20 protein-coding genes and 1 tRNA gene are annotated in these 18700 nt (G+C 67.3%); 12 read left to right on the top strand and 9 right to left on the bottom strand.

Annotation, left to right across the window (positions count from 1 at the left end):
• Positions 1 to 42: 42 nt before the first annotated feature.
• Genes AB0436_RS09525 through AB0436_RS09515 form a run of 3 tightly spaced genes read right to left on the bottom strand, consistent with a single transcriptional unit; the run spans position 43 to position 2668 of the window.
• Complete coding sequence (locus AB0436_RS09525; RefSeq protein ID WP_366467487.1) at positions 43 to 717, bottom strand: TrmH family RNA methyltransferase; 675 nt, start codon at positions 715 to 717, stop codon at positions 43 to 45.
• 26 nt (positions 718 to 743) lie between these two features.
• Complete coding sequence (locus tag AB0436_RS09520) at positions 744 to 1952, bottom strand: HTTM domain-containing protein (protein WP_366467159.1); 1209 nt, start codon at positions 1950 to 1952, stop codon at positions 744 to 746.
• Entirely contained in the window at positions 1949 to 2668 is a 720-nt protein-coding gene (locus AB0436_RS09515) for a DUF5819 family protein (RefSeq protein WP_366467158.1), read from the bottom strand. Before AB0436_RS09515 ends, AB0436_RS09520 begins: the two co-directional genes overlap by 4 nt.
• 132 nt (positions 2669 to 2800) lie before the next feature.
• On the opposite strand from AB0436_RS09515, the gene paaA reads away from it, so the two are divergent.
• The 5 genes from paaA to AB0436_RS09490 are packed head-to-tail and all read left to right on the top strand — an operon-like array spanning position 2801 to position 6400.
• Positions 2801 to 3835: a 1,2-phenylacetyl-CoA epoxidase subunit PaaA gene (paaA, locus tag AB0436_RS09510; protein WP_366467157.1), complete on the top strand. Its 1035-nt coding sequence runs from the start codon at positions 2801 to 2803 to the stop codon at positions 3833 to 3835.
• Entirely contained in the window at positions 3832 to 4143 is a 312-nt protein-coding gene (paaB, locus tag AB0436_RS09505; protein WP_366467156.1) for a 1,2-phenylacetyl-CoA epoxidase subunit PaaB, read from the top strand. Before paaA ends, paaB begins: the two co-directional genes overlap by 4 nt.
• Complete coding sequence (gene paaC / locus AB0436_RS09500) at positions 4140 to 4856, top strand: 1,2-phenylacetyl-CoA epoxidase subunit PaaC (RefSeq protein WP_366467155.1); 717 nt, start codon at positions 4140 to 4142, stop codon at positions 4854 to 4856. Before paaB ends, paaC begins: the two co-directional genes overlap by 4 nt.
• The gene (gene paaD, locus AB0436_RS09495) at positions 4850 to 5335 is read left to right on the top strand and encodes a 1,2-phenylacetyl-CoA epoxidase subunit PaaD (RefSeq protein WP_366467154.1); all 486 of its coding nucleotides are present in this window, start codon (positions 4850 to 4852) and stop codon (positions 5333 to 5335) included. Before paaC ends, paaD begins: the two co-directional genes overlap by 7 nt.
• Positions 5336 to 6400 (top strand): 2Fe-2S iron-sulfur cluster-binding protein, encoded by a 1065-nt coding sequence (locus tag AB0436_RS09490; RefSeq protein WP_366467153.1) that lies wholly within the window; start codon positions 5336 to 5338, stop codon positions 6398 to 6400.
• A gap of 36 nt (positions 6401 to 6436) precedes the next feature.
• Here AB0436_RS09490 and AB0436_RS09485 read toward each other — a convergent pair whose 3' ends face one another.
• The 4 genes from AB0436_RS09485 to AB0436_RS09470 form a co-directional block, all read right to left on the bottom strand.
• Entirely contained in the window at positions 6437 to 6781 is a 345-nt protein-coding gene (locus AB0436_RS09485; RefSeq protein ID WP_366467152.1) for a rhodanese-like domain-containing protein, read from the bottom strand.
• 68 nt (positions 6782 to 6849) lie between these two features.
• Complete coding sequence (locus AB0436_RS09480; RefSeq protein ID WP_366467486.1) at positions 6850 to 7629, bottom strand: J domain-containing protein; 780 nt, start codon at positions 7627 to 7629, stop codon at positions 6850 to 6852.
• Between the two features lie 93 nt (positions 7630 to 7722).
• Complete coding sequence (locus AB0436_RS09475) at positions 7723 to 9138, bottom strand: DUF2252 domain-containing protein (RefSeq protein ID WP_366467151.1); 1416 nt, start codon at positions 9136 to 9138, stop codon at positions 7723 to 7725.
• Positions 9139 to 9242: 104 nt separating this feature from the next.
• Positions 9243 to 10361, bottom strand: a complete 1119-nt coding sequence (locus tag AB0436_RS09470) for a hypothetical protein (protein ID WP_366467150.1) — start codon at positions 10359 to 10361, stop codon at positions 9243 to 9245.
• A 78-nt stretch (positions 10362 to 10439) separates the two neighbouring features.
• Here AB0436_RS09470 and AB0436_RS09465 point away from each other — a divergent pair, with 78 nt between their 5' ends.
• Complete coding sequence (locus AB0436_RS09465) at positions 10440 to 10907, top strand: MarR family winged helix-turn-helix transcriptional regulator (RefSeq protein WP_366467149.1); 468 nt, start codon at positions 10440 to 10442, stop codon at positions 10905 to 10907.
• 18 nt (positions 10908 to 10925) lie between these two features.
• Here the strand turns inward: AB0436_RS09465 and AB0436_RS09460 are convergent, their stop codons facing one another.
• Positions 10926 to 11273: a helix-turn-helix domain-containing protein gene (locus tag AB0436_RS09460; RefSeq protein ID WP_366467148.1), complete on the bottom strand. Its 348-nt coding sequence runs from the start codon at positions 11271 to 11273 to the stop codon at positions 10926 to 10928.
• Positions 11274 to 11390: 117 nt separating this feature from the next.
• On the opposite strand from AB0436_RS09460, the gene AB0436_RS09455 reads away from it, so the two are divergent.
• The gene (locus AB0436_RS09455; RefSeq protein ID WP_366467146.1) at positions 11391 to 12005 is read left to right on the top strand and encodes an NAD(P)H-dependent oxidoreductase; all 615 of its coding nucleotides are present in this window, start codon (positions 11391 to 11393) and stop codon (positions 12003 to 12005) included.
• 260 nt (positions 12006 to 12265) lie between these two features.
• On the opposite strand, the gene AB0436_RS09450 is transcribed toward AB0436_RS09455, so the two are convergent.
• A tRNA-Leu gene (locus tag AB0436_RS09450) sits at positions 12266 to 12348 on the bottom strand.
• Between the two features lie 342 nt (positions 12349 to 12690).
• Here AB0436_RS09450 and AB0436_RS09445 point away from each other — a divergent pair.
• The 5 genes from AB0436_RS09445 to AB0436_RS09425 all read left to right on the top strand — a co-directional run bounded on the left by AB0436_RS09445 (position 12691) and on the right by AB0436_RS09425 (position 18593).
• Positions 12691 to 13521: a DUF3662 and FHA domain-containing protein gene (locus AB0436_RS09445; RefSeq protein ID WP_366467145.1), complete on the top strand. Its 831-nt coding sequence runs from the start codon at positions 12691 to 12693 to the stop codon at positions 13519 to 13521.
• Between the two features lie 10 nt (positions 13522 to 13531).
• The gene (locus AB0436_RS09440) at positions 13532 to 14050 is read left to right on the top strand and encodes an FHA domain-containing protein (RefSeq protein ID WP_366467144.1); all 519 of its coding nucleotides are present in this window, start codon (positions 13532 to 13534) and stop codon (positions 14048 to 14050) included.
• Between the two features lie 128 nt (positions 14051 to 14178).
• Positions 14179 to 15696 carry a Stp1/IreP family PP2C-type Ser/Thr phosphatase gene (locus AB0436_RS09435; protein ID WP_366467143.1) on the top strand — a complete coding sequence of 506 codons (1518 nt, stop codon included), beginning with the start codon at positions 14179 to 14181 and terminating at the stop codon, positions 15694 to 15696.
• Positions 15697 to 15720: 24 nt separating this feature from the next.
• A complete protein-coding gene (locus AB0436_RS09430) occupies positions 15721 to 17130 on the top strand; it encodes an FtsW/RodA/SpoVE family cell cycle protein (RefSeq protein ID WP_366467142.1) in 1410 nt (469 codons plus the stop codon).
• A complete protein-coding gene (locus tag AB0436_RS09425) occupies positions 17127 to 18593 on the top strand; it encodes a penicillin-binding transpeptidase domain-containing protein (RefSeq protein WP_366467140.1) in 1467 nt (488 codons plus the stop codon). The genes AB0436_RS09430 and AB0436_RS09425 overlap by 4 nt, the downstream gene beginning before the upstream one ends.
• Positions 18594 to 18700: the final 107 nt, after the last annotated feature.

The raw sequence follows: 18700 nt of genomic DNA, 5'->3' as shown, positions 1-18700 counted from the left end.
CCGGGCGTCCCGCTCGGTGGGGCGCCCAGCTCGGTGGGGTAATCAGCCGAAGTCCGCGTAGCGCTGCACCCAGGCGTGCATGGCGATCGCCGCCGCCGCACCGGCGTTGATCGACCGCGTCGAACCGAACTGCGCGATCGAGCACACCATCAGCGCGTGCTTTCTGGCCTCTTCCGTCAGCCCCGGCCCTTCCTGCCCGAACAGCAGCACGCAACGCCTCGGCAGTTCGGTCAGCTCCAGCGGCACCGCTCCGGGCAAATTGTCGATCCCGATGATCGGCAGTTGCTCGGTCGCCGCCCACTCGGTCAGCGCATCCGTGTCCGGGTGGTGGCGCACATGCTGATACCGGTCCGTCACCATCGCCCCACGCCGGTTCCAGCGCCGCCGCCCCACGATGTGGATCTCCTTGGCGAGAAACGCGTTGGCCGTACGGACGACCGAGCCGATGTTGAAGTCGTGGCTCCAGTTCTCGACCGCCACATGGAAATCGTGCCGCCGAGTGTCCAGGTCGGCGACGATCGCCTCACGCGTCCAGTACCGGTAGCCGTCGACCACGTTGCGCCGGTCCCCGTCGGCCAGCAGTTCCCGGTCGTACCGCTCGTCCTGGGGCCAGGGCAGCGGGTGGGGGCCGACGCCGATCTCGGGCGCGAAGCCGTCGTCGTACTGCACGGCCTGCCCGGGGTGTGGCACGCCCTGCCCGGCCCCCTGGGGGGCCATCGGCTCTTCGGAGGAGATCTCGCTGGTCACCCCACGAGCGTACGGGGCTGTTCCCCGTCGGCCGCACGCCGCGGCCCGATCAGGCTTCGCGGCCCCGCCCCGGCACGCGAGGTCACCCGCGTCGACAGGCCGCCCAGCCACAGCAGGAAACCGGTGGGCAGGAAGACCGCGTCGGCCGCGATCATGGCCAGCGAGAAGAAGGGCAGCCCCAGCAGCACCGCGATGCCGGCATGCTCCAGCATCATCGCGACCAGCAGAACGTTCTTGACCCGCCGGTTGAAGAGTGTGAACGGGAAGGCGACCTGGACGATGACCGTGCCGTAGGTGAGCAGCATCACCATCACCCCACTGCTCGCAAGCAGCGAGGAGAGGCCGGGCCAGGGCGCGAAGTAGTGCAGATTGAGCGGGTAGTAGAGGGCGGTACCGTCCTGCCAGCGGGAGCCCTGGATCTTGTACCAGCCGGCGGTCGAGTAGATCAGGCAGACCTCGGCCATGATGACGACGAGCGTGGCGTTGTGCGCCAGATTGGCGACCACATCGAGGAAGATGCGTGGCTGCCCCGGCGCGTGACGGCATACGGCCCACCACAGCCCCTGCACCAGCCACATCGCCCAGAAGAACAGCTCCCAGCCGCCGCTCATCTTTCCGAGCAGGGTGACCGCTGCCAGGACGACGCCGAACACGGCCCACAGCAGCGGTCCCACCCGGTCACGGCTGACCTCAGGGGTGGCTCCAGTGCCGTCGGCCTTCTTCTCGGCCCGGGCCGCGCGTCGGGCATCCAGTGACCAGACCTGCGAACAGCGCGTCATCACCAGATACGTCGACATCAGATGGACGACATTGTCCCCGCCGTCGCCCAGGAAGACGGACCGGTTCTGCAGAGACAGCACGCCGACCATGAACAGCAGCGATGCCACCCGGGTGTGCCAGCCGAGCAGCAGCAGCACGCTGGACAGCACTGCGACCGCGTAAACCAGCTCGAACCACGTGGTGGAGTCCGTCCACATCAGCAGCGTGAAGGCGTGATTGTCCGCTATGAGCTGCTGAGCCATGTCCCAGCCCCATGGCGAATGGGGACCGTACAACTCACGACGGTGCGGCAGCTCCCGCAGCAGGAAGAGCAGCCAGGTGAGGGAGAACCCGATCCGCACGACGGCGCTCTGATAGCGGCCGAGGGCGGAACCGGTGATCTTTTGCACGGCGCGAGCGGCCGTGTCGCTGACGGCTGAGCTCACCGGTCGGCCTCCGTACGGTCCTGCGGAACAACCGTCCACCAGTCGAGGACGCGGTAGGAGGTTCGCGTGTCGATCTTCTCGCTGCTCCACGGCGGGGCCTTCACCGCGGTGGTCGCCGAGCGGACCCGTATCCGTTCGACGGTGGACCCGCTCTTCAGTCCGTCGTTCAGCCGCATCACCACGATGCGGCGGATGTAGCGCTCGGAGAGGTCGCCGCGCAGCCCGATCGGCTTGTTGTCGCTGGTGTGCGAGCCCGTGAAGAAGTCCCAGCCCCGACGCAGTTCGTTCTGATCGACATGGCTGGGGAGCGGATTGCCGTGCAATTCGGCACCGTCCTGTGCGGACAGATCGGTCCATCCGGTGGTGGTGAGCCCACCGTCCTTGCCCCGGATCTCCGCCCTCGCCTGGACGTCGATGTTCTGCTGCAGCGGATTGGGAGCGAAGAGCTTCCAGTTCTGTTCGAACTCGGGATAGACCCAGTCGTCGACCGCCTTGCCGTACTTCTTGCTCACCGTGTTCGACGGCGCCACGTGCAGGAAGACCATCGAGAGGTGGACGGCGGTCAGCACAACGATCATCCCGAGCGCGATGGCCGCCGCCACTTGATACGGGTAGGACAGCGCAAGAATGCCGTTCGGCGCACGGGGTGGCCGGGTGCGTTCTTGAGCCCCTGGTGGCTCGCTCTTCCCGGGCTTCTCGCTGTCGTACGAATCCATCCCGCCCCGATCCCCTTGGTGCCCGCCGGTCCCCGGCCGGTCACCACACGCCGGTCAGGGTTGACACCCTAAGGGCCCGCGCCCCACCATTGAAGTCCATGAACCGAACGATCGGTCGGTAGGGGTAGCGCAATGGCGACAGTGGCGTACGGAACGGATGGGACCCCACAGGCCCCACCCGATCCGGAAGTGGACCCGGAAGTGGACGAAACGGCGTCCCAAGCGGCCTTCGACGCTGCCGTGGCCGCCGATGAGCGCATCGAGCCACGGGACTGGATGCCGGATGCCTACCGCGCCTCCCTGGTGCGCCAAATGGCGCAGCATGCGCACTCCGAGATCATCGGGATGCAGCCGGAGGCGAACTGGATCACTCGCGCCCCGTCGCTGCGCCGCAAGGCGATCCTGATGGCGAAGGTCCAGGACGAGGCGGGCCACGGCCTTTACCTCTACAGCGCGGCCGAGACCCTGGGCACCAGCCGCGACGAACTGCTGGACAAGCTGCACTCCGGCCGCCAGAAATACTCGTCGATCTTCAACTACCCGACGCTGACCTGGGCCGATGTCGGCGCGGTCGGCTGGTTGGTGGACGGTGCCGCCATCACGAACCAGGTACCGCTCTGCCGCTGCTCGTACGGCCCGTATGCCCGCGCCATGGTCCGCATCTGCAAGGAGGAGTCCTTCCATCAGCGTCAGGGCTTCGAGCTGCTGCTCACCCTCAGCCGCGGTACCGAGGCCCAGCACGCGATGGCGCAGGATGCGGTGGACCGCTGGTGGTGGCCGTCACTGATGATGTTCGGCCCACCCGACGACGAGTCGGCGCACTCCGCGCAGTCGATGGCCTGGAAGATCAAGCGTCATTCCAACGACGAACTACGCCAGCGCTTCGTCGACATCTGTGTCCCACAGGCGCAGACGCTCGGCCTGACACTGCCCGACCCGGATCTGCGGTGGAACGACGAGCGAGGGCACCACGACTTCGGCACCATCGACTGGTCCGAGTTCAAAGAAATCCTCAAGGGAAACGGCCCTTGCAACGATCAGCGGATCACCCAGCGCCGCCGCTCGCACGTAGAGGGCGCCTGGGTGCGCGAGGCCGCGACCGCGTACGCCGCGAAGCACCCCGTGAGCCGGAAGAACACCGTGAGACATGGGGAGGCCCGCGCATGACCGCCGTATCCAGCAGCACCCCGGGCGCGGGGGACTGGCCGCTCTGGGAGGTCTTCGTACGCTCACGGCGCGGGCTGTCCCACACCCACGCGGGCAGCCTGCACGCCCCGGACGCCGAGATGGCCCTGCACAGCGCCCGCGACCTCTACACCCGCAGGAACGAGGGCGTCTCGATCTGGGTGGTTCCCTCCGCCGCGGTCACCGCTTCCTCGCCCGACGAGAAGGACTCGTTCTTCGAGCCGGCCGGTGACAAGCCCTACCGCCACCCGACGTTCTACGAAATTCCGGAAGGGGTGCAGCACCTGTGAGCGCGGCCATCGCCCTGGGCGACGACGTACTGGTGCTCTCGCACCGGCTCGGAGAGTGGGCCGGCCATGCGCCGGTGCTCGAGGAGGAGGTGGCGCTCGCCAATATCGCGCTGGACCTGCTGGGGCAGGCACGGGTGCTGCTCTCACTAGTGGGGGACGAGGACGAACTCGCGTTTCTGCGCGAGGAGCGCGCCTTTCGCAATCTGCAACTGGTCGAGCAGGAGAACGGCGACTTCGCGCACACCATCGCCCGCCAGCTCTATTTCTCCACCTACCAGCGCCTGCTGTACGGACAACTGGCGGACAGGAACGGGGCGGACGGGAACGGCGTCCTCGCCCCGCTGGCCGCCAAGGCGCTCAAAGAAGTCGCCTACCACCAGGACCACGCCGAGCAGTGGACCATGCGGCTCGGTGACGGAACGGCCGAGAGCCACGAGCGAATGCAGCGAGGCCTCGACTCACTGTGGCGCTTCACCGGTGAGATGTTCCAGCCCATCGAGGGTGCTCCCGTGGACTGGCGCGTATTGAAGGGCAGCTGGCTCGAGTCCATTACCGCCGTTCTTGACCGTGCGACGCTGACGGTGCCGACGGGGCCGCAAGCAGGGGCCTGGTCGGCCGGCGCCGGCAGGCAGGGACTGCACACAGAGCCGTTCGGCCGGATGCTCGCCGAGATGCAGCACCTGCACCGCAGCCACCCGGGGGCGACATGGTGACCACGACCCCGCTCGAAGCGGAACTGCACGCACTGGCCGGCTCGGTACCCGACCCGGAGCTGCCGGTCCTGACCCTGGCGGAACTGGGAGTGCTGCGCGGCGTCGAGATCCTCGCCCCCGGCCGGGTCGAAGTGGCGCTCACCCCCACCTATACGGGCTGCCCGGCGATCGAGGCGATGTCGGCCGACATCGAGAAGGTGCTCCATGAGCACGGCATACCGGACGTGACGGTGCGCACCGTGCTCGCCCCCGCCTGGACCACGGACGACATCAGCGCCGAGGGAAGGCGAAAGCTGGCGGAATTCGGCATAGCTCCCCCGCGTCCCACCGGCCCGGTCGCCCTGACACTGGCCATTCGCTGTCCGCACTGCGGATCGACCGACACCGAGTTGCTGAGCCGTTTCTCCTCCACGGCTTGCAAGGCGCTGCGCCGCTGCGTCTCCTGTGGTGAACCCTTCGACCACTTCAAGGAGTTGTAGATGTTCCACCCGCTCCGGGTCAGCGCGGTCGAGCAGCTCACGGATGACTCGGTGGCCATCACCTTCACCGTGCCGCCCGAACTGCGCGACATCTTCCGGCACACCCCCGGCCAGCACATCGCCCTGCGCCGCACGGTGCGCGGCGAGGAAATCCGGCGTACCTACTCGATCTGCACCCCGGCCGCCGAATCAGCCGACGAACCCGTGGTGCGGGTGGGCGTGCGGCTGGTGGAGGGGGGCGAGTTCTCGACGTACGCGCTGAAGGAACTGGCTGTCGGGGACAGCATCGAGGTGATGGAGCCGATGGGCCGCTTCGCCTTCGAACCGCGCCCCGGGCGGTTCGCCGCCGTCGTCGGTGGCAGTGGGATCACGCCGGTGCTGTCGATCGCCGCGACCCTGCTGGCCCAGGAGCCCGACGCCCGGTTCACTCTGATCCGCAGCGACCGCACCGCCGCGTCGACGATGTTCCTGGACGAGGTCGCCGATCTGAAGGACCGCTGGCCCGATCGGTTCCAGCTGGTGACCACGCTCTCCCGGGAAGAACAGCAGTCGGGCCTGCCCTCCGGCCGACTCGATCGGGAACGGCTGACGGAGCTGCTGCCGGCGCTTTTGCCGGTACCCGAGGTGGACGGCTGGTTCCTGTGCGGCCCCTTCGGCCTGGTCCAGGGCGCCGAGCGGGCGTTGCGCGGACTCGGCGTTCCCCAGGCCCGTATCCACCAGGAGATCTTCCATGTGGACGACGGCACCGCCACCGCCGCCGCACCACCCACGACAGGGGCCACCTCTGCCCACAGCGTTCTGACCGCCACACTCCACGGACGGTCGGGCAACTGGCCGGTCCAGGAAGCCGACTCACTACTCGAGACGGTGCTGCGGGCCCGCCCCGATGCTCCCTACGCCTGCAAGGGAGGAGTGTGCGGGACGTGCCGTGCGTTCCTGGTGCGCGGCGAGGTGCGGATGGACCGCAACTTCGCGCTGGAGACCGAGGAGACGGAGGCCGGCTACGTACTCGCCTGTCAGTCGCATCCGCTCACTCCCGAGGTGGAGCTGGATTTCGACCGCTGACCGCTGACCGCTGACCACGGACAGCTCGCGCTCGTCTCACAGCACGAACGCCGGGTCTCCACTGTCCGCCACGATCGGCCGGCCCGCGCCTTCCCACGCAAGCATGCCGCCGTCGACGTTCACGGCGTCGATCCCCTGTTGCACCAGGTACTGGGTGACCTGCGCGGAACGACCACCGACCCGGCAGAGCACATATGCCTGCCGCCCGTCGGCCACGGCCTCCGTCACTTCACCGAAACGCGCGACGAAGTCACTCATCGGGATGTGCAGTGCCCCTTCGGCGTGCCCGGCTGCCCACTCGTCGTCCTCACGGACATCCAAGAGCAGACCGTCAGCAGGCACGGCGGCTACGTCCACCTGGGGCGGGGAGGCGAAATTCATGGGTCATGCCTTCTCTCGTACCTGTGCGGCCCGCTCTCGTACCTGTGCGGCCGGCTTCACCGGAAACGCTACTGCACCATCTCAGCCAGCTCGGCCTCGCGCTCCGAGACCTGCGCAAGCAGCTGTTCGGCGATCTCCTCGAGCAAACGGTCCGGGTCATCGGGCGCCATCCGCAGCATCGCGCCGATCGCGCTCTCCTCCAGCTCGCGGGCGACCGTCGCCAGCAACTCCTTGCGGCGGGAGAGCCATTCGAGCCGGGCGTAGAGCTCGTCGCTCTCACTCTGCCTGGTCTCCGGGACGGGACCGGCGTCCCACTCCCGGACCAGTTCCCCCAGCAGCGCCTCATTCCCCAGGGCGTAGGCGGCGTTGACCCGGGTGATGAACTCGTCACGCCGGTCACGCTCCGCGTCGTCCTGGGCCAGATCCGGGTGCGCCTTACGGACCAGCTCACGATAGAGCTTGCGCGCCTCCTCACTGGGGCGCACTCGCTTCGGCGGCTGCACCGTCTGCCCGTTCAGCATGGCGCCGGCCTCGGGCGACAACCCGTCCGAGTCGAGCCAGTCGTGGAACAGTTCATCGACCCCGGGCATCGGCATCACCATGGCCCGTGCTTCCTGTGCCTTGCGCAGATCCTCCGGATCCTGGCTCCGGGCAGCCTTCGCCTCGGCGAGCTGAGCGTCGAGCTCGTCCAGGCGTGCGTACATCGGGCCGAGTCTCTGGTGGTGCAACCGGGAGAAGTTCTCCACCTCCACGCGGAAGGTCTCCACCGCGATCTCGAACTCGATCAACGCCTGCTCTGCGGCGCGCACGGCCTTCTCAAGCCGCGCCTCCGGCCGCTGCTCGCCCATGGGCTGCCCGCTCCGCTCGTCCTCGTACCGGGTCGTCGTTCCGGTGGCATCCTCGGTCACCCGACCAGCCTACGTGCGCCCGACTCCCACCGGTCACGCTCCTTGTTCCGCCGCTATCCTCCCGCTCCGCACCGCCGCCACCAGATCGGCATGGTCCGCCTCCGTACGGTCCGCATAGATCACCGCGAAGGCGGACACCGCCTCGTCCAGCTCCTCGTTCTTTCCGCAGTACGCGGCGATCAGTCGGGGGTCGACGCTGTGTGCGTGTGCCCGGGCCAACAGAGCCCCCGTCATCCGCCCGTAGTCGTCGATCTGATCGGGGGCGAGCGCAGCCGGGTCCACACTGCCCTTGCGGTTCCTGAATTGCCGCACCTGGTAGGGCCGCCCGTCCACCGTCGTCCACCCCAGCAAATTGTCGCTGACCACCTGCATCCGCTTCTGACCGAGCACTACGCGCCGGCCATGGTGTTCGGTACGCCCCGGTTCGAATCCGGCTGCCGACAGATAGGGCAGCAGCGCCGAAGGCCGCGCCTCCTTCACCTGGAGCACCAGCGGCTCGTCCCGATGGTCGAGGAGCAGCACTACATACGACCGGGTGCCCACGCTGCCGGTGCCGACCACCCGGAACGCCACATCGTGGATCGTGTACCGCGCAAGCAGCGGCAGTCTGTCGTGCGGCAGCGAGGCCACATAGCCCTCCAGCGCACCCGCCACCGCTGCCGCCTCCTCGTCCGACACCCGGCGCAGCACCGGCGGAGCATCCACGAAGCGCCGGCTCCCGTCTCCGCTCTGCGCGGTCGCCTTGGCGGCGAAACGCGCGCTGGTGTTGCTGCGGGCCTTCTCCGCGACCCTTTCCAGAGTGCCCAGCAGATCCCGGGCATCGGCATGCGAGACCAGCTTCTCGTCGGCTATCGCATTCCACGCGTCCATCACCGGAAGCTTCGCCAGCAGCCGCATGGTCCGCCGATACGCCCCCACGGTGTCGAACGCCGCCACCCGGCAGGTGTCCTCGTCGGCCCCGGCTTCCCGGCCGGCAAGCACGAGAGAGGCCGCAAGCCTCTTGAGGTCCCATTCCCAGGGGCCGATCACCGTCTCGTCGAAATCGTTCAGGTCGATGACGAGCCGACCCCGGGCATCTCCGTACAGCCCGAAGTTCGCTGCGTGCGCGTCACCGCATATCTGGGCGCCCGCCCCTGTGACGGGCGTCTCCGCCAGGTCGTGCGCCATCAGCCCGGCCGCACCGCGGAGGAAGGCGAAGGGTGTGGCAGACATCCGGCCCACCCGAAGTGGAGCCAGCCCCGGCACCCTGCCCCGGTTCGATTCCTCGACGGCCCGCACGGCATCCGGGCGGTCTTCGGCCCACACCAGCGACTCGTGTGAGGACCGGGGGACTCGCTTCCTCAGTTCCTTGCCGTGCTTCTTCGGCGAGGCCGACAGTTCGGCCGCAGCAGCGGTCGCTAGCCGCGCAAAGCCGGCCACCGCCGGAATACGTGCTGCGTGCTCGCCCATGGAGTCCCCCGCCCTCGAACAACATCAACTGCCCACGACCGTACCGCCGGTGTCCGGCGACCCGCCCGTCCCTGTGGACAACTCGTCCGTTGTGGACAGGTCGATCACACGGCGACGGCCTCCTCCAGTTCCTCCTCTTCCTCCTGCCGGGTCCCCGGTCGCCCCGCGATTCCTGCGTCGGCCGCAACGGTTTTCCGTGCACCGGCGAGCACCCGGGCCGACTCCTCGGCAGTCTTCCGCCGGCCCGACTCGACCAACGCCGCCACACCCAGGAGAGCCAGTCCCACCGCGCACCAGAGAGCCAGCACCAGCACATCGCTGCCGAGTCCGTGGCTGCCGAAGTACACGTAACTGCGCGCCCCCTCGACAAAGCCCGCGCCGTTCCAGAAGGCGTGCAGGGCTCCGAAGAAGCCGGGCTGGAGTTCCGGTCGGAAGATTCCACCCGAGCTGGTGAAGTTGAGCATCACGAAGAGCACCATCACGCCGAGCGTGGTCCATCTCTTCAGGAAGGTGTGCAGCCCCACGCCGATCAGCAGAATGCCCGCCGAATAGAGCCATGCCATGGCCCAGATCCCGCCGAGCCCGTGGTCGACCAGATGGAAGACCGGTCCGGCGAACGCGGCACCGATCAGACTCACCACCAGCGATGTTCCGAGTGTCAGCAGCGCCCTGATCCGCAGGGGCAACCCGCCGCCCGCACCTCCGATCACCGCGACCGAAGCGTACGAGCCGATGCTCAGCGCGACCAGCAGAAAGAAGAGGCCCTGACCGGTCGGGTCACCGCCGGCGGTCGGCGCCGCATCGGTCACCTTCAGAGGGTCACCCTGTCCGGCCGCGACCTGCGTGAACACTTTCTCCACCGCCGTGGCGGTGGTGTCCGACGAGGCCGATGCGACAACCAGCTCGGGGGTCCTGCCGCCCGGTACGAAGGCACCGTAGATGTCCTGATCCTTGAGCTCTTGCACGGCGGTGCCGCGATCGGCGACCGTGCTGACCGCAAGAGCTCCGTTCCCCTCGTCCTGCAGCGTCTGTGCGAGGACCTGGGAACTCGGCCCCGAACCCACCACGGCGACATGCAGTTCATGGGGCTCCGGGGCGTGAAACGCCCCCAGGTAGGCGAGTCCCATCCCGATACACATCAACAGCGGTGTCACCAGGTGCCCGAGAACATGGCGGAGTGTGGCGGCTGTGCTCGCCGCACCGCTATCAGGGCCTGCGGACATCGAAGCAGCTCCATATAGTTGGCTTTTACAACTCATTATCGAGTTGTACTCTACAACTATTACCGAGGAGGTCAAAAAATGATCAACGCAGAATCCAGCGAACGCGGCCGAGATCACGACCGGGACCACGACGCGTCCGTCGACACCATCCAGCGCGAGCTGACGGCGTTCGCCAGGCGCGCCCGCGCCACCGCCGCCAGACTGCACCCCGAACTACCGCTGGTTTCCTACACTTTGCTGGCGCATATCGACGAACGTCGGGGTTGCCGCGCCACCGACCTCGCCGCCCACTACATGCTCGACAAGTCCACGGTCAGTCGGCAACTGGCCGGTCTGGAGAAGCTCGGCCTGGTCGAACGCCGCCCCGCACCCGACGACCAGCGGGTCCAGGTGTTGCATCCGACCGACGCCGGCACGAGGATGCTCGCCTCAACGCAGGGGAGCCGACGTGCAGCCGTGCGCGACCGTCTCGCCGACTGGAGCGGCGAGGACCTCGAGCGTTTCGCCACCTATCTACTGCGCTACAACTCAGCGGAACAGGCCTGAGATCTCAACGGCACCGCGCTAACAGCGACTGCTGCCCTCCGGCAGGTACGACTCCGCCCACAGCCCGAGCTCATGCAGCGCGGGTCCCAGCGCTTTACCCGCCTCCGTCAGCCGGTACGACACGCGCAACGGGGGTCCTTCATCGACCTCGCGCACCAGCAGCCCGGCCAGCGCGAGTTCGGTCAGCCGGTCGGAGAGCATCCGCTCGCTGATTCCCGGAATCGCCCTGCGCAGATCCGCGAAGTACACCGGCTGCTGCATCAGTACGGCCACGATCAGTCCGGTCCAGCGCTTGCCCAACAGCTCAAAGACGCGCGTGATCGCCCCGCCGACCTTCTGGCACGCCTGCCTGCTGTCTTCCACCATGCCCCCAGAGTACTGAGTACGGTGGCACTTTCCGTAGGTACTGCGAAAAAGTAAGGAACTATGCTATCCATAGGTACGCACGGTTCCTAAGACTGCCTTCGATACCTGGAGCACCCCATGGCCACCCTTCTGCACATCGATTCCGCTGTTTTTCCGCAGGGTTCCGCATCCCGCGAGGTGACCGCAGCCTTCGTGGATGCCTGGCGCGAACAGCACCCGGACGGCAAGGTCGTCTACCGCGACTTGGCGGCCAATCCGCTGCCGCACTTGGATGCGGCCTCCGCCGCTTCGGGTATCGAGTCGCCCCTGCGTGCCCAGCTCGCCGCAGAGCTGGCGGACGCGGATGCGGTGCTCATCGGCGCACCCATGTACAACTTCACGATTCCGTCCACGCTCAAAGCCTGGCTCGACCACGTGATCATCGTCGGGCACAACGCCGGCGGCGAAGGCAGCACGCTGGCCGGCACACCCTTCACGGTCGTCGCCAGTCGTGGCGGTTCCTATGCCCCCGGTACTCCCCGTGAGGACTTCGAGTTCGTTCAGAACTATCTGGAGAAGCTGCTCAAGGGCATGTTCGCCGCCGAGGTCGACTTCATCGTGCCCGAGCTGACGCTGGCCGCCACACAGCCCGCGATGGCCGATCTCATCCCGCTCGCGGAGGCGTCCCGCGCCAAGGCGTTCGACGATGCGGCGTCCAAGGCCAAGGCACTCGCCGCGCGCCTCGCAGCCTGACGAGGCACCGTAAAGCCCCCGCGAAGGCCCACAGCCACGCGGGGGTTTCACGTGAAACGGCTCAGCCCCGCCAGAAGGGTGACGATCCGAACCTTCAGCAGGTCCCTCATTCGACGCCACCACCGGCGTCGGCCGCCTGCGCTGAAAGTGAGACGCATCACCGACGACCAGCTGGATACAGCAGAACGGCCGCCACCGTGGAGACGATGACGACCGATTCTTCACTGCTGCGAAGCGTCGTTGCCGATGCTTCGCCGTTGTGCGCGAGGGGGGATTTGAACCCCCACGTCCCTAAGGACACTGGCACCTGAAGCCAGCGCGTCTGCCGTTCCGCCACTCGCGCAAGTGGTGTTTTCCGGGCTCTCTCACTGGTTTGTGCGATCGCCTGGCGACATCCGGAAGATTAGCACGCTGGACAGGGTGGGTTCACATCCATTGACCGGGGCCACCGCCCGGTGCTCCGGCCTCCACGACGACCCGCGCCGCACCCTCGGAACGAGGCCCCCCTCATCCCACTCCTCACAGGTGCGCCCGGTGTGCGGGACACTGTTACTGGGGCACCTCTACGATCCGTGTGAGAGGTGACACTCATCAACCGGGCAGACAAGGGGAACCAGCCGTTTTCCCCACGCGTGGATACGATCAGTAAGCAGTACCAGGACGACAACGACGGAGGAGGTGCCTCATGGGAGTCATGAAGAAGTTCGAGCAGCGTCTCGAAGGTCTGGTCAACGGCACCTTCGCGAAGGTGTTCAAGTCCGAGGTCCAGCCCGTCGAGATCGCCGGCGCGCTGCAGCGTGAATGCGACAACAACGCAACGATCTGGAACCGCGAGCGGACCGTCGTACCCAACGACTTCATCGTGGAGCTGAGCACGCCCGACTACGAGCGGCTCAGCCCCTACTCCGGCCAGCTCGGTGACGAGCTCTCCGGCCTGGTCCGCGACTACGCCAAGCAGCAGCGGTACGCCTTCATGGGCCCCATCAAGGTCCACCTGGAGAAGGCAGAGGATCTCGACACCGGGCTCTACCGCGTCCGTAGCCGCACCCTCGCCTCCAGCACCAACCAGCAGAGCCCCGAGCGCGGCCCGGCCGCACCCGCTGCCCCCCACCGCGGAAACGCGAGCGGCTACGGTTACCCGCAATCGGCGCCTCCCCCCATGCCCTCGACGCCCCCGCCCGGGGCTCACCGTCCGGACCGCCGGGCAGCCGCGCCAGGCCCGCTGCCGGGCGCCCAGACACGGCGCTGGATCGAGATCAACGGCACTCGCCACCAGATCTCCCGTGCCACCCTGGTCCTCGGGCGCAGCACCGAGGCGGACGTACGGATCGACGACCCCGGCGTATCCCGTCGGCACTGCGAGATTCGCGCCGGTTCGCCCTCGACAATCCAGGATCTCGGTTCCACCAACGGCATCGTGGTAGACGGACAGCACACCACCCGCGCTACGCTCCGCGACGGCTCGCGGATCGTCGTGGGCAATTCCACCATCGTTTACCGGCAAGCCGAAGGGTGAAGCGGGGGCAATGTCAGAGCTGACCCTGACGGTCATGCGGCTAGGTTTTCTAGCTGTTCTGTGGCTGTTCGTGATCGTGGCCGTCCAGGTCATCCGCAGCGATCTCTTCGGAACGCGTGTCACGCAGCGCGGTTCACGCCGCAACGCGGACTCCCGTCCCCAGCAGACCGCCCGGCAGGCCTCCACGCCGCCGCAACAACGCCAGCAGCCGGCCACCGGCCGCCAGCGCCGAGGTGCTCCCACCAAACTCGTCGTGTCCGAGGGCACCCTCACCGGCACCACGGTCTCCCTCCAGGGCCAGACCGTGACGCTGGGCCGGGCGCACGATTCAACAATCGTGTTGGACGACGACTATGCGTCCAGCAGGCATGCCAGGATCTACCCCGACCGTGACGGCCAGTGGATCGTCGAGGATCTCGGGTCCACCAACGGCACATATCTCGACCGGACCCGACTCACCACCCCGACACCGATCCCGCTGGGCGCACCGATCCGCATCGGCAAGACCGTCATCGAGCTGCGGAAGTAGTACGAAATGAGCGAGCGGAGCGAGCGAGCCGCAGCGGTCCCGGCAACGGACCCCAGCGCGCTCCCGACCGGAGGGTGGGCAGTGTGGCTCGAGACCGGTTGTACCCGGAGCCGACAGGCGAGGTGCGCATGAGTCTGTCGCTGCGCTTCGCCGCCGGATCGCACAAGGGCATGATCCGCGAGGGAAACGAGGACTCCGGTTACGCCGGCCCCCGACTCCTCGCCATCGCCGACGGAATGGGTGGCCAGGCCGCGGGCGAAGTCGCGAGCTCGGAGGTCATCTCCACCCTCGTCACCCTCGACGACGACGTCCCCGGTTCCGACATCCTCACCTCGCTCGGCACCGCCGTACAGCGCGCCAACGACCAGCTCCGCATGATGGTCGAGGAAGACCCGCAGCTCGAAGGCATGGGCACCACGCTCACCGCCCTGCTGTGGACCGGGCAGCGGCTGGGCCTGGTACACGTCGGCGACTCCCGCGCCTACCTCCTGCGCGACGGCGTACTGACCCAGATCACCCAGGACCACACCTGGGTACAGCGCCTCGTCGACGAGGGCCGGATCACCGAGGAGGAAGCCACCACCCACCCCCAGCGCTCCCTGTTGATGCGCGCACTGGGCAGCGGCGAGCACGTCGAACCGGACCTCTCCATTCGTGAGGTCCGGGCCGGCGACCGTTATCTGATCTGCTCCGACGGGCTGTCCGGAGTCGTATCCCACCAGACGATGGAAGACACCCTCGCCAGCTACCAGGGCCCGCAGGAGACCATCCAGGAACTCATCCAGCTCGCCCTGCGCGGCGGCGGCCCCGACAACATCACCTGCATCGTCGCCGATGTCCTGGACGTCGACTCCAACGACACGCTCGCCGGGCAGCTGAACGACACCCCGGTCATCGTCGGCGCGGTCGCCGAGAACCAGGCCGCCCAGCAGCACGACGACGGGGCCATGCAAACCCCCGCGGGACGCGCGTCCGGCCTCGGCCGGCCCGTACCCCCGCCCCCGGCGCCCGGCGGCTTCGGCCCTCCCGGCAGCGGCGACGGATACGGCGCGGCACCCGGCGGAAGCTTCGGTGCCTACACCGACGACGACTTCATCAAACCCTCGCGCGGCCGCAAGTGGATCAAGCGGACGCTCTATGTCGTCCTCGCGCTCGCCGTCATCGGCGGTGGCATCTACGGCGGCTACCGCTGGACCCAGACCCAGTACTACGTCGGTTCCAACGACGAGCACGTCGCGCTCTACCGGGGCATCAGCCAGGATCTTGCCTGGGTCTCGCTCTCCAAGGTCGACAAGGACCACCCGGAGATCGAACTCAAGTACCTGCCGCCCTACCAGCGCAAGCAGGTCGCCGCGACCATCACCGAAGGAGACCGCAGCCAGGCCGAGCGCAAGATCGTGGAACTCGCGGAGCAGGCCACCGCCTGCAAGAAGGACGCCCAGCGCCGCAAGGCGGCGGACCAGAGCGCCAAGGACAAGGCGAAGGCCGGACAGAGCGAGGCCGACGCCGGCACCGCCGGTGCAAGTACCCTGCAGTCCGCGAAGAGCAAGTCCACAACGACACCCACGCCCAGCGCCACACCAACGCCCGGCCCCAGCCTCTCGGAGGATGAGCAGAAGCTGGTCCCGTTGTGCGGTAAGCAGTAGAGCCGTAGGGGGCCTTTCACCACCATGAGCGTTGTCACAAACACGACCACGATCGGCGCGATCGAAGCACCGAGTCGCCGCAACACCGAGCTGATGCTCCTGATCTTCGCCGTAGCCATCTCGGTGTTCGCGTACGCCAACGTGGGTCTCGCCATCAACGACTCGCTGCCGTCCGGCATCCTCGGCTACGGCGTCGGGCTGACGCTGCTCGCAGCCGTCAGCCACCTCGTGGTGCGCAAGTTCGCCCGCTACGCCGACCCGCTGCTACTGCCACTGGCGACGTTGCTGAACGGCATCGGCCTGGCCCTCATCTGGCGCCTCGACCAGTCACCTCGGCTGATCCAGCTGGCCAAGCTCAGCTACGGCTCCTTCAGCCCGTCCGCCCCCAAGCAGCTGCTCTACTCGGCACTGGGCGTAGCACTCTTCGTCGCGGTACTGATCTTCCTCAAGGACCACCGCATTCTGCAGCGCTACACCTATATCTCCATGGTGGCCGCGCTGGTCCTGCTGATCCTGCCGGTGTTCTTCCCCGCGGTGAACGGCGCCAAGATCTGGATCAACCTCGCCGGCTTCACCATCCAGCCCGGTGAGTTCGCCAAGATCGTCATCGCGATCTTCTTCTCCGGTTACCTGATGGTGAAGCGGGATGCACTCGCCCTGGCCAGCCGCCGCTTCATGGGCCTGTATCTGCCCCGGGGCCGCGACCTCGGGCCGATCCTCGTCATCTGGGCGATGTCGATCCTCATCCTGGTCTTCGAAACCGACCTCGGCACCTCACTGCTGTTCTTCGGTCTCTTCGTCGTCATGCTCTACGTCGCCACCGAGCGCACCAGCTGGATCGTCTTCGGCCTGATCATGTCCGCTGCCGGAGCGGTCGGCGTGGCCACCTTCGAGCCGCATGTCCAGCAGCGCGTCGACGCCTGGCTCGCGCCCTTCTCGAAAGCGACCCTCGCGCAGAGCGACCAGGTCGCCAAATCTCTGATGTCCTTCGGCTCCGGGGGCACCCTCGGCACCGGACTCGGCCAGGGCCACTCCGACCTCATTGGTTTCGCCGCGAACTCCGACTTCATCTTCGCCACCGTCGGAGAAGAACTCGGCCTCGCCGGCACCATGGCCGTCCTCCTGTTGTACGGCCTGATCGTCGAACGCGGCGTACGCACCGCGCTCGCTGCACGCGACCCCTTCGGCAAGCTCCTCGCCGTCGGCCTCTCCAGTGCCTTCGCCATCCAGGTCTTCGTCGTCGCCGGCGGCGTCATGGGACTTATCCCGCTGACCGGTATGACCATGCCGTTCATCGCGTACGGCGGCTCCTCGGTCCTCGCCAACTGGGCGCTGATCGGCATTCTGATCCGGATCAGCGACACCGCACGCCGTCCCGCACCGGCCCCCGCACCGTCCCCCGATGCCGAGATGACCCAGGTGGTCCGACCGTGAACAAGCCCCTGCGCCGGATCGCCCTCTTCTGCGGTCTGCTGGTACTCGCCCTGCTCGTGCGCGACAACTGGCTCCAGTACGTCAGGGCCGACGAGCTCAATACCCGCACCGAGAACCGCCGCGTCCAGATCGAGCGTTACGCCCACGAGCGCGGAAACATCATCGTCGACGGCAGCGCCATCACCGGCTCCACGGAGACCAAGGGCAGCGACTTCAAATACAAGACCACCTGGAAGGACGGCCCCATGTGGGCCCCCGTCACGGGTTACGCGTCCCAGGCCTTCGGCGCTACGCAGCTCGAAAAGCTCAACGACTCGATCCTCACCGGCAACGACGACCGCCTCTTCTTCGACCGCACGCTGTCCATGTTCACCGGTGAGAAGAAGCAGGGCGGCAACGTCGTCACCACCCTGAACGCCGACGCCCAGAAGGCCGCCTTCAAGGGCCTCGGCGACAAGAAGGGTGCGGTGGCCGCCCTCGATCCGAAGACCGGCGCGATCCTCGCGATGGCCTCCACCCCGTCGTACGACCCCTCGGTGTTCGCCGGGAACTCCATCAACACCGACTCGAAGAACTACAACAAGCTCAAGGCCGACAAGGACGAGCCCATGCTCAACCGGGCGCTGCGTCAGACGTATCCGCCGGGCTCCACCTTCAAGGTCGTCACCGCCGCCGCAGCCCTGGAGAACGGCCTCTACACCGACGTCAACGCCAAGACCCGGTCACCACTGCCGTACTACCTGCCGGACACCGACCACCTCCCGCTCGACAACGAGGGCAACATCCCCTGCAAGAACGCAACCATGATGGTCGCCCTCCAGTGGTCCTGTAACACCGTCTTCGGCAAGATCAGCGCAGACCTCGGTAACGACAAGATGAGGGCCGAGGCCGAGAAGTTCGGCTTCAACGACCCGAAGCTGGACACCCCGGTGCGTGCCGCGGAGTCCGTCTACCCGACGGACAACCGCCCGCAGAATGCCATGGACGGCATCGGCCAGGCCTCGAACCGCGCCACCCCGCTGCAGATGGCCATGGTCGCTTCGGCAGTGGCCAACGACGGCAAGCTCATGGAGCCGTACATGGTCGACAGCCTCCAGGCGCCCAACTTCAACGTCATCGAAAAGCATGAGCCGAAGGAGCTGAGCCGGCCGGTCTCGGCCGAGAATGCCCAGAAGCTCCAGGCGATGATGGAGAACGTGGTCCAGAAGGGCACCGGCAAGAATGCCCAGATGCAGGGCGTCACCGTCGGCGGCAAGACCGGCACCGCCCAGAACGGCGTCCACAACAGCGGCAAGCCGTACGCCTGGTTCATCAGCTACGCGAAGACCGCCGACGGATCCCCCGTCGCCGTCGCGGTAGTGGTCGAAGACAGCAAGGCGACCGGCCCCGACGTTTCCGGCGGTGGCCTCGCGGCCCCCATCGCCAAGGACGTCATGCAGGCCGTCATCAACAGCAAGAAGTGACCGCTGTGACGCAAGCGACACGAGACCTGCGCGATACCGGTCCGATATCAGCTGACCGTCCCGCACTGATCATCCACCCGCGCCCGGTAGCGTATGCGCGAACAGCA

Origin of the sequence: Streptomyces sp. NPDC051322 (assembly GCF_040689485.1) — a bacterium.
Lineage (GTDB): Bacteria > Actinomycetota > Actinomycetes > Streptomycetales > Streptomycetaceae > Streptomyces.
This window is presented reverse-complemented; position numbering and strand designations above follow the sequence as displayed.

Coding starts and splice junctions, on each gene's coding strand:
- AB0436_RS09475 (WP_366467151.1), bottom strand. CDS start 9,138: ATGGGCGAGCACGCAGCACGTATTCCGGCGGTGGCCGGCTTTGCGCGG.
- paaD (WP_366467154.1), top strand. CDS start 4,850: ATGGTGACCACGACCCCGCTCGAAGCGGAACTGCACGCACTGGCCGGC.
- AB0436_RS09485 (WP_366467152.1), bottom strand. CDS start 6,781: ATGAATTTCGCCTCCCCGCCCCAGGTGGACGTAGCCGCCGTGCCTGCT.
- AB0436_RS09465 (WP_366467149.1), top strand. CDS start 10,440: ATGATCAACGCAGAATCCAGCGAACGCGGCCGAGATCACGACCGGGAC.
- AB0436_RS09515 (WP_366467158.1), bottom strand. CDS start 2,668: ATGGATTCGTACGACAGCGAGAAGCCCGGGAAGAGCGAGCCACCAGGG.
- AB0436_RS09490 (WP_366467153.1), top strand. CDS start 5,336: ATGTTCCACCCGCTCCGGGTCAGCGCGGTCGAGCAGCTCACGGATGAC.
- AB0436_RS09460 (WP_366467148.1), bottom strand. CDS start 11,273: ATGGTGGAAGACAGCAGGCAGGCGTGCCAGAAGGTCGGCGGGGCGATC.
- paaB (WP_366467156.1), top strand. CDS start 3,832: ATGACCGCCGTATCCAGCAGCACCCCGGGCGCGGGGGACTGGCCGCTC.
- AB0436_RS09440 (WP_366467144.1), top strand. CDS start 13,532: ATGTCAGAGCTGACCCTGACGGTCATGCGGCTAGGTTTTCTAGCTGTT.
- AB0436_RS09480 (WP_366467486.1), bottom strand. CDS start 7,629: ATGGGCGAGCAGCGGCCGGAGGCGCGGCTTGAGAAGGCCGTGCGCGCC.
- AB0436_RS09455 (WP_366467146.1), top strand. CDS start 11,391: ATGGCCACCCTTCTGCACATCGATTCCGCTGTTTTTCCGCAGGGTTCC.
- AB0436_RS09470 (WP_366467150.1), bottom strand. CDS start 10,361: ATGTCCGCAGGCCCTGATAGCGGTGCGGCGAGCACAGCCGCCACACTC.
- AB0436_RS09435 (WP_366467143.1), top strand. CDS start 14,179: ATGAGTCTGTCGCTGCGCTTCGCCGCCGGATCGCACAAGGGCATGATC.
- AB0436_RS09525 (WP_366467487.1), bottom strand. CDS start 717: ATGGCCCCCCAGGGGGCCGGGCAGGGCGTGCCACACCCCGGGCAGGCC.
- AB0436_RS09445 (WP_366467145.1), top strand. CDS start 12,691: ATGGGAGTCATGAAGAAGTTCGAGCAGCGTCTCGAAGGTCTGGTCAAC.
- paaA (WP_366467157.1), top strand. CDS start 2,801: ATGGCGACAGTGGCGTACGGAACGGATGGGACCCCACAGGCCCCACCC.
- AB0436_RS09430 (WP_366467142.1), top strand. CDS start 15,721: ATGAGCGTTGTCACAAACACGACCACGATCGGCGCGATCGAAGCACCG.